Annotated in this window: 7 protein-coding genes; all 7 read left to right on the top strand. The window is 43.0% G+C overall.

All coding sequences use genetic code 11. The features are described 5' to 3' along the window. The coding region (locus tag Q8907_05070) for an alpha-L-rhamnosidase C-terminal domain-containing protein (GenBank protein ID MDP4273634.1) at window positions 1–501 on the top strand (501 nt) is incomplete at its 5' end. Window positions 502–780: 279 nt separating this feature from the next. After that, complete coding sequence (locus Q8907_05065) at window positions 781–2,595, top strand: hypothetical protein (GenBank protein MDP4273633.1); 1,815 nt, start codon at window positions 781–783, stop codon at window positions 2,593–2,595. Window positions 2,596–2,618: 23 nt separating this feature from the next. Continuing rightward, window positions 2,619–5,516 (top strand): family 78 glycoside hydrolase catalytic domain, encoded by a 2,898-nt coding sequence (locus Q8907_05060; protein MDP4273632.1) that lies wholly within the window; start codon window positions 2,619–2,621, stop codon window positions 5,514–5,516. A gap of 61 nt (window positions 5,517–5,577) precedes the next feature. After that, window positions 5,578–8,820 (top strand): glycosyl hydrolase, encoded by a 3,243-nt coding sequence (locus Q8907_05055; GenBank protein MDP4273631.1) that lies wholly within the window; start codon window positions 5,578–5,580, stop codon window positions 8,818–8,820. A gap of 190 nt (window positions 8,821–9,010) precedes the next feature. Next, window positions 9,011–10,819, top strand: a complete 1,809-nt coding sequence (locus tag Q8907_05050) for a hypothetical protein (protein ID MDP4273630.1) — start codon at window positions 9,011–9,013, stop codon at window positions 10,817–10,819. Beyond that, complete coding sequence (locus tag Q8907_05045) at window positions 10,816–13,632, top strand: family 78 glycoside hydrolase catalytic domain (GenBank protein MDP4273629.1); 2,817 nt, start codon at window positions 10,816–10,818, stop codon at window positions 13,630–13,632. Before Q8907_05050 ends, Q8907_05045 begins: the two co-directional genes overlap by 4 nt. Window positions 13,633–13,719: 87 nt before the next feature. Then, window positions 13,720–14,565: alpha-L-rhamnosidase (locus Q8907_05040; protein ID MDP4273628.1), on the top strand; the 846-nt coding region annotated here is incomplete at its 3' end.

The following is a 14,565-nucleotide window of genomic DNA, read 5'->3' as shown; positions in this document are numbered from 1 at the left end:
GAATCTTCAAGGAAAACCGTGATGAAGAAATTACTGGATGATGCTTCTTTGGCACAGGTTACTTTTTATTTCCGGTTCTATCTGACTCAGGCACTCAAAAAGGCCGGGATGGGTGATGTGTATTACTCCCAACTTAAGCCCTGGCGCGATATGCTTGATTTGGGGTTGACAACTTTTGCTGAAAAACCCGAGCCCACCCGTTCCGATTGTCATGCCTGGAGCGCCTGTCCTCTTTACGATTTTCTTGCCGTCGTTTGCGGTATTGTCCCCGAATCCCCGGGTTTTTCTACTGTCAGGATTGCACCGGCTTTGGGCGGATTAACCGAAGTAACTGCTTCAATGCCACATCCAAACGGAGAAATAAAGATGCACCTGAATAAGATAGGGGAAACCGGAATTGATGCTGAAATCATCCTGCCACAGGGCCTTAAAGGAGATTTTGAGTGGATGGGGCATAGGGTTCATCTTCATGAAGGACAACAGCATTTATTTTTAAAATAAATAAGTGTCTGATAATAAGTGAGTTATATTAAAAAGCGAAGTCAGGCTTCCCTTTAATTCATTTGTCATACTTACAGGCGAACGGAAAACTGAATAAATATCCTTAGCAAATCCTTGTAATTTCAGGAATAAAAAACTTGTATTATCAAGTTGTTTTTACCAAAAAAATGCGAATTTTAAAAGTTTAAAAATTTACAACTGTTACAATTCGTAATAATGGCATAACTTATAGATTGTGAATATGTTGTTGCATTGTCTGTCAAATCATATTTGAATGGAATGACAAAGAAATATCTGGTGAAATCAGTTGCAGCGATAGCAATTTTTTGTCTCTGGTTTGAACAAGTTAAAGCGCAGGCAGTCATCAGTGATCAATGGGCGGCAACAGATGCCCTGGGACGAAAAGTGAGGGATTACCCTGAAACCGGTCAGAAGAAAAAAAATAAGTTTGTGGCTATTTTTTACTGGACCTGGCATCAGGGAAATGACGACACTACCATGGAGGTAAAAAACACCACCGAAATTGTCAGGAAATATCCAGGGGCGATGAAAGACTATGATCATCCCGCCTGGGGCGGTAAACCCTATGGGCTTTGCTACTGGGAGCAACCCTTATTGGGTTATTATCAAACCACGGATCCATGGGTATTGCGCAAACATGCCGAAATGTTGGCTGATGCCGGAATAGATGCCGTATTTTTCGATTGTACAAATGGCCATGAAACCTGGAAGGATTCGTATGAGGCCTTGCTAAAAACCTGGAATCAGGCGCAGCAAGATGGGGTAAACGTTCCCCATATAGCATTCATGCTTCCATTTGGGCCCTCTGAAAATTCATTAATTTCTCTCAGGCAGCTTTATCGCGATGTATATAAGCCGGGCCGTTACAGCAATCTTTGGTTTTACTGGAAAGGGAAACCTTGCATCATGGGATATCCGGACAATCTGACCAATTCGGCTGAAGATAAGGAAATTGCAGCTTTCTTTACTTTTCGCCCCGGACAACCTGATTATGTAAATGGGCCAAGTCGCAACGACCAGTGGGGATGGCTAGAAGATTACCCTCAGCATGGCTATGTTGAAGCAAAAGATGGAAAATTCGAGGAGGTTACTGTTGGCATCGCCCAGAATGCCTGTCCTGCCACCAATGGCCATTGCAGTGCGTTTAATTTGCCCGGAACTTATGGGCGCAGTTTCAGCAAAAGAAATGGCTTCGATCCCCGGATTGACGGCTATCTCTATGGATGGAATTTTATGGAGCAATGGGACCGTGCCTTTGAATTGGATCCGGAACTGGTTTTTGTGACCGGATGGAACGAATATGTTGCCAATCAATTGTTACCCAAAGATCATTGGACTGGCGATCCATTCTCGTTTGTCGATGAGTTTGACTGGGAACACAGCCGGGATATTGAACCCAATAAAGGCTGGGGCGATAAAGGCGATGTGTATTATCTTCAACTGGTCGACCAGGTGCGGAAATTTAAAGGGATGACCCCTCCTGAGAAGGTTTCTGCAATCAAAACAATTAAATTGGGTAAGGCAAATGACTGGGCTGATGTGACTCCCTGTTTCAGGCATTATAAAGGAAATACGTTACACCGCGATCACCGTGGCCGTTTCAACCAATATTACCGGAATAATACCGGAAGAAATGATATCGTTGGGGCCAAAGTAGCACGCGATGTCCAAAAGGTTTATTTCTATGCAGAAACCGCTGCTGCCCTTTCTCCTCACACTGACCGCAACTGGATGATGCTTTTCATTGATATAGACCGCAATAAATCCACCGGATGGAATGGATACGATTATGTCATAAACAGGGTAAATCCAAAGGGTAATAAGGCAGTTGTTGAGAAAAATGTAGGAAACCGGTGGGAGTGGGAACAAGTTGCCCTGACCAGGTATGACGTCAACGGGAATAAACTGGAACTGGAGATTCCCAGAAGCGTACTCAACCTTAAGGGGAAATCGCTCGACTTTGAGTTTAAGTGGAATGATAACATGCAGGAAAATGGGAATATCATGGACTTTTATGTCAATGGGGATACTGCACCCGGCGGGCGTTTCAATTTCGTTTACTCAGAACTTTGATTCATTGATATATAATGTTATAAATGAAAAAATATTTACTTGTCATTGGATTGTTTTTTTTCTGCATCACATTGCGGGCAGCAGTGGTTACAAATTTACGTTGTGAATATCTTAAAAATCCGCAGGGAGTGGATGATCTCTCACCCCGTTTAAGCTGGGAAATATTATCTCCAAAAAGAGGGGACATCCAGCTTGCTTTTCAGGTCATTGTTTCTTCTACACCTGAATTGCTTGCTGAGAATAACGGCGATATATGGAATACCGGGAAAATTGATTCTGACCAATCGATACAGGTTGTATTTAAGGGCAAAGCTTTGCAGTCATGTGCAAAATATTTCTGGAAAGTCAGGGTCTGGGACATGGACGGCAAAGTTTCCCAATGGAGTAAGCCTGCTTATTGGGCTATGGGCCTGTTAGAGAAACAAGACTGGGAAAGCGCCCAATGGATTGCTTATAAAGAAGAAGGACAATGGAGAAAAGAATGGAAACAGCATAAGGATTCTGAATTGAATAATTTATCACATGGAACCAGGACATGGCCATGGTTAACAGGAAAGGACAGCACGATCTTTACCCTATATGAAATGCCAAATCCCCAATATGATCCTTCTCCTCTTTTCCGTAAAGAATTTTCAATTGACAAGAAAATCAAGTCTGCGAACTTATATATTTGCGGGTTAGGATATTATGAGGCTTTTTTGAATGGGAAAAAAGTTGGAGACCATGTGCTTGATCCTGCCTGGACAAATTTTGACCAACGTTCCTTGTATGCCAGTTATGAGGTAACCAATCAGCTTAAGCATGGGAATAATGCAATTGGAATCATGTTGGGAAGGGGGCAGTACAATCCAATTTGCAATGATGTCTGGGGATTGAGCAAATCTTCCTGGGTTGATCAGCCTAAGGTTATTGCTTTGCTGCATATCGAATTCACAGATGGAACAAAAATAAGCGTGGTAACGAACGACACGTGGAAGACTGCGGGCGGGCCCATTGTATATGATGATACCCGCCACGGGGAATTGTATGATGCTCGGCTGGAACAAAAAGGTTGGAGCTCTCCTTCATTCAATGAAGACAACTGGAAGAATGTTTCTGTTGTGCAATGGAACGCCAGGCTGGAATCGCAGATGATGCCCCCGGTTCGTTGCTTTTCCCCCATTAGCCCCGTAAAAACATATAATAAGGGGAAGGGGATAACAGTCTACAATATTGGAAGGAATATTGCCGGATGGGCCAGGGTGAAAGTCCAGGGGCCTTCAGGGGCAAAAGTTCTGGTTGAATATTGTGAAACTCCTTCAGATAAAGAATTGGTACCCAATCTGCCACCCTCAAGATTCAAATATGAGGTCAGGGATAAGCATTATGCTTCTTTTTATGATAAAGGTTTGAACATCCGCCAGCAGAACGGTTACATCCTCAAGGGTGGAGAAGAAGAAACCTTTGAGTGCCATTTTTCTTATAAGGGATTTCAGTACATACGGATTACTGCTGATGAAGGTGTTGTGATTAAAAATGTGGAAGGCATTCCGGTACATACCGATGTTGAAAAGGCCGGGAACTTCACCTGTTCCAATTCATTGATCAATAAGATACAGCAGAATTCGGTAAATAGCCTTTTAAACAACTACCACAGTATTGCTACCGATTGTCCACAGAGGGAAAAACAGGGGTGGACAGCGGATAATTATCTTTCTGCTAAGGCAGCCATGTACAACTTTAATATGGCTGGTTTTTATACGAAATGGTTAACTGATTTGGCCGGTACCCAAACTGAAGAAGGAGGGCTGTCGACGGTAGCTCCTTCTACATTTTACGATAAGAATGCTTCCACAACCTGGCCGGCTGCCATGGTCTATATACCCTGCGATCTTTACGGATTTTATGCCGACTCCAAAACGATGGAGAAAAATTATGATGTTATGCTCCGTTTTGCTAAAAGTAGTTTACAAAGGCAGGTAAAAGACAAACCTGAGATCATCAATGATGTATTGGGCGATTGGGTTGCACCGTTGATGGAACTCAACGATAATGTGCGTAATAATACCATGGCCCCGCCTGAAGGCAATACCTTTTATGGAACAGCCTCCCATTATTTAATTGTGAAACGTCTGTCTGAAATCAGTAATATACTTGGGAAAACTAAGGAAGCTCAGGCTCTGGGGGAATGGGCCAAGCGTATCTCGGTTAATTTTAATAATGAATTTTTAAATAAAAACTCAGGGATCTATCATGGCGATAAACCTACGGGATACAGGCAATCGACCAATATTGTTTCCCTTGAATACGGATTAGTCCCTAATGAAATGAAAGATACTGTTTTGGAGCATTTGGTTCAGGATATACGGGGAAAAGGGGACAGGTTAAGTACAGGATTTTTAGGTACTTCGGCAATGATGGAATATCTTCCGGAAGTGAATCCGGAATTGGCATATAAACTTGCTACCCAGGAAAAATATCCAGGTTGGGGGTATATGGTCAAACAGGGGGCCAACTCAATGTGGGAAAGCTGGGATGGGTACGATTCGCATGATCATACGCCCTTTTGTTTGATCAGTGAATATTTTTATAAATTCCTGGCAGGAATACAGTTCGATTTTGCAGCACCCGGCTTCAAACATATTATCATTAATCCATCGATTGTAGGTGATTTGAATTCTGTTGATGCTTATCATGATTCCATGTATGGACGTATCGTCAGCAAATGGAAGCGTAAAAACGGAAAACTCACCATGAACATTTCTATCCCGGTAAATACAACCGCAACTGTTTATGTACCGGCAAAATCAGATTCCCGGGTTACTGAATCGGGAAATCCTGCAGGCAAAGCCGTTGGAGTAACATTTTTAGGAATGGAAAATGGCAAGGCAGTATTCCGGGTTAAATCAGGAATATATACGTTCCGGTCGAATTTTGATTAGTTTTTAATCGTTAAAATATGTTTTAAAAAATAACAATAAACAATTAACTAAACTGTCAATTATGAAAAAATGGATATGGTTGTTAAACTGTTTTTTTGCAGCGATTTTTTTTGTGGCTTGCGGATCAGGCAAAAAAATAGTATCGGATAAAACACTAGGGAGTGGCTTTATTGTACCTTCTGATTCAATGAAGACGAGTGTTTACTGGTATTGGATCTCCGACAATATTTCGAAAGAAGGGGTTGTGAAGGATCTTCAGGCAATGAAGAAAGCCGGAATCAACCGGGCCTATATAGGAAATATTGGCCAGGCAGATGTTCCTTATGGGAAAGTGAAAATATTAAGCGACGAATGGTGGGATATCATTCATACTGCACTGAAAACGGCAACTGAACTGAACATTGAAATTGGCATTTTCAATTCTCCGGGATGGAGCCAATCTGGCGGTCCCTGGATAAAATCAGATGAGGCCATGCGTTACCTGGCTGCTTCGGAGGTACATGTAAAAGGCCCGCAGAAATTCACTCAAAAGTTAGATAAACCTAACGATATTTTCCAGGATGTTAAGGTTATTGCCTATCCTGCACCCAAAGATGAACGGCTTGTTTTGAACTCAGAAAATGGAACTGTTACCTCAGAGCCAGTTATCCCCGGATTAGGAAAAATAACGGATGGAGATAGTAAAACAGGGATTAATATACCGGCAGGAAAGGAATATGTGATTAATCTTGAAGCAAAAGAACCGTTTACCGCACGCAGCCTTTCAATTCAAACCACTGAACATCCTATATTGGCAGATGCCACTCTTCAGGTTCAGGAAGCCGGCGGGGACTACCGTAATCTTTGCAAATTTCAGATAAACCGTACCAATCCTGCGCTAAATGTTGGTTTTAATCCTTATGCCCCGGTTGTTGTTTCATTCCCTACGGTAACAGCTACACATTTTCGCCTGATTATTAAAAATGAAAGGCAAAACAGCGGTTTGGCCGAGGTTGTCCTGGCAGCTTCACCCCGGGTTGAACGTTACAGCGAGAAAACCCTGGCTAAAATGTTCCAAACTCCGCTGCCATATTGGAATGAATATCAATGGCCGCAACAACCTGAGTCCAATGATCCTTCCACGGTGATTGATGCATCAAAAGTAATAGACATTTCAAATAATTTGGCAGCCGATGGAACCCTTACCTGGGATGTGCCGGAGGGTGATTGGGTTATTCTCCGTACCGGTATGACCCCGACGGGGACAAAAAACAGCCCCGCATCTCCCGAAGCCACAGGTTATGAAGTTGACAAATTAAGCAAAGCCCATGTGGCAAAACATTTCGATTCCTTTCTGGGTGAAATTTTAAGACGCATTCCTGAGGCCGACCGGAAAACATTCAAGGTGGTGGTTGAGGATAGTTACGAAACAGGCGGACAGAATTTTACCGATGATTTTATAAGTGAATTTAAGCAAAAATATGGTTACGATCCTGTCCCTTACCTTCCGGTATATCAGGGAAAAGTTGTGGGCAGCGAACAGGCTTCCGACCGTTTCCTGTGGGATATGCGCCGTATGGTGGCCGACAAGGTTGCCTACGATTATGTCGGAGGCTTAAGGGAAATTAGTCACCAACATGGTTTGCATACCTGGCTTGAAAATTACGGGCATTGGGGATTTCCAAGCGAGTTCCTGATGTATGGCGGACAATCTGATGAAATTGGCGGAGAGTTTTGGAGTGAAGGCGACTTGGGGAATATAGAAAACCGTGCAGCAACTTCCTGCGGCCATATTTATGGAAAAACAAAAATATCAGCCGAATCCAATACTTGTGGCGGAAGGGCATTTAGCCGTTATCCGGCTACCATTAAGCAACGGGGGGACCGCTTTTTTGCCGAAGGAATTAATAATACTCTTTTGCATGTTTACATCAGCCAACCTGATGAAGATAAATTTCCTGGCGTGAATGCCGGTTTTGGCAACGAATTCAACCGGAAAAACACCTGGTTTTCCCAGATAGATGTTTACACCCAATATCTCAAGCGTTCAAACTATATGCTTCAGCAGGGGTTGAATGTAGCTGATGCCGCTTATTTTATTGGTGAAGATGTTCCCAAAATGACCGGGATTACTGATCCTGCCCTTCCGGTTGGTTACCAGTTCGATTATATGAATGCTGAAGTAATTGAAAAATATATGACTGTAAAAGACGGGCTGATTACCTTACCTCACGGAACTCAATACCGTATCCTGGTGTTGCCAAAACTGGAAACCATGAGGCCTGAATTACTGGCTAAAATCAAACAGTTAGTCCAGGATGGTGCTGTTGTCATGGGCCCTGCTCCAAAACGTTCGCCAAGTTTACAAAATCAACCTGCTGCCGACCAACAGATACAGGCATTAGCTGCAGAGCTTTGGGGCAATGTTGATGGCGTGAATGTCAAATCACGGAAATATGGAAAAGGAATGATAATGAACGGAATGACCATGGAAGAAGCTTTTACGCAGATCAATTGTATTCCTGACTGCAAATTACCCGAAGATCGCACTATTCATTATGGCCACCGTACACTGGGTAACGGAGAAATCTATTTTGTATCGAATCAAACCAATGAAACCAAACTGGTTACTCCTGAATTCAGGGTCAAAGGATTACAGCCCGAACTTTGGGAAGCCACAACCGGCTCTATGCGCAACCTTCCTGCTTATGTACAAAATGAAAATGCTACTGCAGTTCCTTTAAAATTAATGCCTTACGAAAGCGTATTTGTAGTCTTCCGCAAAAAGGCAGGGCCTTCAACAGCTACTGATTTAGAAGCCAATTATCCGGAACCGTCCCTGATGGTTGATTTAAAAGGGCCATGGACTGTCAAATTCAATGCTTCACAAAGAGGGCCGGAAAAACCTGTGGTTTTTGAAACCCTTCAGGATTGGACAACTTCATCCGATGAACAGATTAAATATTATTCAGGAACTGCATTATATACGAACAAATTTAATCTTGAAAAGATACCTGCCAATAAGAAGGTGATTATCAATATTGGCAATGTTACTGCAATGGCCAAAGTCAAGGTAAACGGCCAATATGCAGGGGGAATCTGGACTGCTCCTTATCAGTTGGATATCACTAAACTGGTCAAAGCAGGTGATAATGACCTTCAGATTGAAGTGGTTAATACATGGGTCAACCGGTTAATTGGCGACAGCAAATTGCCTGCCGGCCAGCGGCCTACATGGTGTCCGGTAAATCCATATAAGGCCGACAGTCCCTTGCAGCCATCCGGATTATTTGGACCTGTTAAGATTTTAAGTATTAAGTATTAATCTTTCACGCTTTGCCTTTGTCTGACTCTTAGTACTGCATTGCAAAGTGAGAATCTTATTATTTTGCAAGTTCAGGAAAGATGACCGTTAATTAACATCTTTCCTGAATTTCTATTTCAGAGACAATACGATTCTTTTGTGATTAATTAATGTTAATTATTTAGTTTTTCTGATTTTAGAATAAATAATTATGAATAAAAAACAACTTATAGTTTTAGCGATTTCTTTTTATTCCTGTTTTTCTTTTGCTGTTTGTAAGCATGAAGAAAAGGGGAACGATGGACAAACCTCAGAAGTTGCTGTGGCTCAGCCATTGGCTGGAACCGACGACCTGGGACGGGTTTTACCATTAAATAATAGTGTTGGCGGGCCTAAATCAAACAGGCATGTGGGGCTCTTTTATTTCCTTTGGCAAGGCGGAAATACTGCCCAGAATTATTGGGACCTGAGCGAAATTGTAGCCAACCATCCTGAGGTATTGGAAGATTACGACAATCCATATTGGGGTTTACCGGTTTACAGACCCGGTAAATCGGGGGTAGGATCTTATTACTGGGGTAAACCTATTTACGGCTACTACCGGGGGGATGATTACTGGGTACATCTCCGGAATATGCAACTGCTTACCGATGCCGGCGTTGATTTTTTAGTGATAGATGCCACAAATACATTAATTTATCCGGAACAATCGGAAGCATTGATGAGTGCAATGGATGCCATTCGTGCACAGGGGAAAAATCCGCCCAAAATTGTTTATTATACCAATACCAAATCTGGTGAAACCATGCAGAGTGTTTATGATAATTTTTATAAGCCTGGAGCTCCATATTATCACCCCGAGTGTTGGTTTTATCTTGATGGCAAACCTTTGATTATTGGAATATCCAAAGAGGCAGCAGGAAAAAATTATCAGTCATTTTTCACTTTTCGTGAGTCGCAGTGGCCTACAGAAAGGGACAAAGTAAATGGCTGGCCATGGCTCTCTTTTACCCGTCCGCAGAAGGTTTTTCTAAATCAAAAAGGGGAACGGGAAATTGTCAATGTTTCTATATGCCAACATCCTAACCCAACCGCAGGAATGGGAGGTTCGGCTTTCTATGGGAATATGGACAACTGGGGAAGAAGCTATCATAATGGTTCGCATGGCAATCCTAAAACAGATGTTTTTTATGGATATAATTTTCAGGAGCAATGGGACTTTGCCCTAAAACAGGATGTCCCCTTCATTTTTATTACCGGATGGAACGAATGGATTGCCGGACGCTGGGATAGTAAGGATGGCAATCCGGAGCATTCTTGGTTTTGTGATGAGGCCAGTCCGGAATACAGCCGTGATGCTGAACCTACACTTACTGCAGGTCTTAAGGATGATTATTATATGCAGATGGTCAGTAACATACGGCGGTACAAAGGTATTCAGGCTAATCCACAAGCCAGTAAGGTAAAGACCATTAAAAAATTTAGTGATTGGAACAAGGTATCACCTGTTTACACTGACTATACCGGAGATACGAAAGCCCGTAACCACCCGGGGGCAGAATCTGTGCCGGCCAAGGTTTACATCAACAATACCGGCCGGAACGACTTCTATAAAATGAAAGTTGCACGTGACGGAAAAAATTTATTTTTCTATGCCAAAACGGTTGAAGATATCACCCCAAACACCGGAAGTAACTGGATGAGGCTTTATCTTGATGTGGACCGCAATGCAAAAACGGGATGGTCAGGTTATGATTTCCGCGTAGCTGGTGGCAATAAACTGCAAAAGTATCAGGACGGGAAATGGGTAGATATTCAACAATTGAACTATGTCGTAGATGGCAGGGAACTGATGATTACAATCCCCTTAACCTGTCTCGGAATCAACAGCAGTTCGATTGACCTGGAATTCAAATGGTCGGATAACATGCAAAACGATGATGATCCGCTTGACTGGTACGTTAATGGTGATGCAGCCCCCGGCGGCAGGTTTAATTATATTTATTCTGTAACAAAATGAAAATAAGCTTCAGGAAATTATTATTTTGCTTTTGCATAAATTTTATAACCATAATATTGCTTCATGCCCAGACTGATCATGAACTGCTTGTTGATGGCTTGCGCTGCTGTAATATGATTAATCCCGAAGGGATTGCCTCTCCTCTGTTGAGCTGGAAAATAAAAACCACCGTGGAAGGAACTTTTCAAAAAGCCTGGGAGGTAGAAATTGCAACCACCAAAGAATTGCTGCTGAAGGGCAGGGCCGATGCTTGGAAATCGCATAAACAAAGATCGGAAGCACAATTCGATATTGAACCGAAAGGATCCGGATTTTCTGAGGCAACCGGATATTACTGGCATGTACGAATCTGGGATAATTCAGGAAGGGTAAGTGCCTGGAGTAAGCCTGCTTACTTTTCAATAGGACTTCTCAACGAGAAGTCGTGGAAAGCAAAATGGATTACTTATAACTATACCAAAGACAGCCCACTTCCATACTTTAGAAAAGTATTCAGCCTGAGTAAAAATGGTGCCTTTCCTGTTAAAGCAACCGTTTACCTTTGCGGACTGGGGTGTAGCGAACTTTATCTGAATGGGGAGAAAGTGGATTCTACCCGTTTCCTTGATCCTGCTCAGACCGACTATAAGCAACGTGCCTTGTACAGTACTTTTGATGTAACAAAATATTTACTCAAAGGGGATAACTGTCTAGGCGTTATGTTGGGCAAAGGTTGGTTTTCACAGGATGCAGCCTGGAAAGGCGCTGCCTTTAGTTATGGCAGTCCGATGTTTCGCCTTCAACTTGTTGTGCAATACAATGATGGTACGTGCAAGGTGATGGGAAGTGATGAAAGCTGGATGTGGAAGAGCGGCCCGGTAATTAAATCGAATATTTATCTTGGCGAACTGTACGATGCCCGTCAGGAAATAAAAGGATGGTGCAACAGAGAAACAGATTGTGCAGACTGGAAGTATGCAGTCCCGGCCAGGGAGAATATCCCTTCTGTCCTTATTCCCCAGGTAATGGACCCCATCAGGACAAAGCAAATACTGAAAGCTGTAAAAATATGGAAGGATCCGTCCGGCAAATGGATTTTTGATTTCGGGGCCAATATGGCTGGTGTTCCCCGTTTGAATATCCTGCAGGCTGCAGGTATACACCTGGCCATTCGTGTTGCAGAGGAAAAGAACAATGATGGAAGCCTGGATTTTTCTTCCACAGGATGGACTGTTCATGGAAATACCTTCACCGATGAATATGTCTGCAAGGGGGAAGGGAAAGAAACCTGGTTTCCCCGCTTTACCTATCATGGGTTCCGTTACGCCGAACTTTCAGGAATGACAGGTAAGCCCGATTCATCAACTTTGGAATTGATGGAGGTTCATAGCGATTTGTCCAATACCGGCACTTTTGAATGTGCCAATCCTCAGATAAACAAGCTTCATGAATTGGCCATGCGCACTGTCCTGAATAATCTTCACGGCATTCCTACAGACTGTCCCGATAGGGAAAAATGTGGCTGGCTCGGGGATACCCATGCTTATGTTAAAATGGCCAATCTTAATCTGCAAATGAACAATTTCTGGATGAATTATCTGGAAGATATTCGTTCCGGGGCAAACGTATTCGAAAAAAGGACTCTCTTTCACGAGCGCTATAACCATATTTTTTATTTCACTCAAAAACCAATTGGTTTACCTTATATGATTGCCCCCGGTAAACGCCTGTGTGGGGTGGCTTCTCCCGATTGGGGAACTGCCCTGGTGCAGCTTCCCTGGTGGTTGTATGTTTATTATGGGAATAAAAAGGTGCTGAGTGATTTTTATCCGGCCATGAAACAATGGACGGATTATGTTTCGTCTTTGGCTCTGGATACTGCACGTACAAACAAGTATGGGAAACAAACGAAGCATATCGTTTACCAGGGACTGGGTGATTGGTGCCCTCCCAAGGGGGATGCTGCTGAAAAGGCTCCCGTTGAGTTTACTTCTACAGCTTTTCATTATATGGATGTGTGTATCATGGAGCAGGTAGCCCGTACCCTTGGAAAGGATGAGGATGCTAAAATGTATGCGAAGGAGAAATCATTGATTGCCAATGAGGTGAGGGATAATTTGTATAATATTTCACAAAAAACATTCGGAAGCCAGACGGCTGACGTCATGGCATTGGATTTGGGCCTGGTTCCTGAAGGCGATGAAAAAGCCGTATCCAATGCTATTGTCCGTAATATGAATGATAAAAGCAATGGCTTTATGCATTGTGGTATCTTCGGACTATCCAGGATCGGAAGCATGTTGGCCCGCTATGGCAACTCTCAGGCAGCATGGAATATGTTTACAAAAACAGGGGAAAACAGTTTTGAATGGATGTGGTACTCTGCCGATGCCACTACGCTTTGGGAAACGCTGCCCATAAATATAACAAGCCAAAGGGAAGCAGAACAGGCATCGCACGATCACCCCATGCAGGCAGGTTATGATGTAAGTTTTTATGAGGATGTGGCTGGTATCCGGCCTGATGCTTTAGGTTATGGGTTCAAGGTTATCCGTTTTGAGCCTTTGTTTACCGAGTTCCTGCCCTGGGCCAAAGCCAGCATAGAATCTCCTTATGGTACAATTATGAGCAGCTGGAAAAAGGAGGCTGGCCATTTGAATTGGCAGATTAACATCCCGCCTAATTCATCGGGACTGGTGGCTTTACCCAGTGGGAAAAACATAAGGATCAACGGCAAAGCTTTTGATGAAAAGAAATATGTTCCGGTTAGGAGGGAAGGGGAGACTACTTTATATCATTTCCCTTCCGGGAATTTCGAAATACAGGAAAACTAGAAATTTTAATGAGATTAAAAACTCTTTAAGAGAAGCAATTGAAAATAAAAATGATGGACAATTAAATAAATTACACCTATGAAAAACATGTTATCACGTTTTTTTATAATCGTTATTTTAACGGGGATTATAATACCGGCTATGGCCCAGCTTCCTCCGGTTTTTGACAAGAAGGAAGCCTGGACAGTCCGGCCTACCGGTCTGACTCGAAAATACCTGACTGCTAAGCGTATAGTCTGGGTTTCCGACAATACCGGGAAGTTGGTTAAAAATCCGGAGAGTATCCTGAAACCGGGAATCGGCCAGGCAGATTTATACTCCGGGAAATACCTGCAACTGATCAGCACTAAAGATTCTTTAGGGGGAATAATTCTTGATTTCGGAAAAGAAATTCAGGGGGGAATTGAGTTAATTACCAGTATCAACAATAAAAATCCGGTCGGACGGGTTCGTATCCGTTTTGGAGAATCGGTAAGCGAGACCATGAGCGATGTTGGTCAGTCCGGGGCAACCAACGACCATGCCATGCGTGATTTTGTAGTTACTTTGCCCTGGCTGGGACGCCTGGAGGTGGGTAATTCCGGTTTCCGTTTTGTACGGATAGATTTGGTCGATCCTGGCGTTAAAATCGATATTAAGGAAATCAGTGCAATTTTTACCTATCGCAATATTCCTTACCTGGGATCATTTACCTGTAACGACGAGAGGCTTAACAAAATATGGATGACCGGAGCCTATACCGTTCATTTGAATATGCAGGATTACCTATGGGATGGGATTAAACGCGACCGCCTGGTGTGGATAGGCGACATGCATCCGGAAGTGATGACTATTAATTCCGTATTTGGCAATAACGAGGTGGTCCCTAAAAGTCTTGATTTGGCCCGCGACCTGACTCCTCTTCCAAGTTGGATGAATACCATCAGTTCTTAT

The organism is Bacteroidota bacterium, assembly GCA_030706565.1.
GTDB lineage: Bacteria > Bacteroidota > Bacteroidia > Bacteroidales > JAUZOH01 > JAUZOH01.
Note: the sequence above shows the minus strand (reverse complement) of the source record. Positions and strands in the feature narration are given on the sequence as shown.

Coding starts and splice junctions, on each gene's coding strand:
- Q8907_05065 (MDP4273633.1), top strand. CDS start 781: ATGACAAAGAAATATCTGGTGAAATCAGTTGCAGCGATAGCAATTTTT.
- Q8907_05060 (MDP4273632.1), top strand. CDS start 2,619: ATGAAAAAATATTTACTTGTCATTGGATTGTTTTTTTTCTGCATCACA.
- Q8907_05055 (MDP4273631.1), top strand. CDS start 5,578: ATGAAAAAATGGATATGGTTGTTAAACTGTTTTTTTGCAGCGATTTTT.
- Q8907_05050 (MDP4273630.1), top strand. CDS start 9,011: ATGAATAAAAAACAACTTATAGTTTTAGCGATTTCTTTTTATTCCTGT.
- Q8907_05045 (MDP4273629.1), top strand. CDS start 10,816: ATGAAAATAAGCTTCAGGAAATTATTATTTTGCTTTTGCATAAATTTT.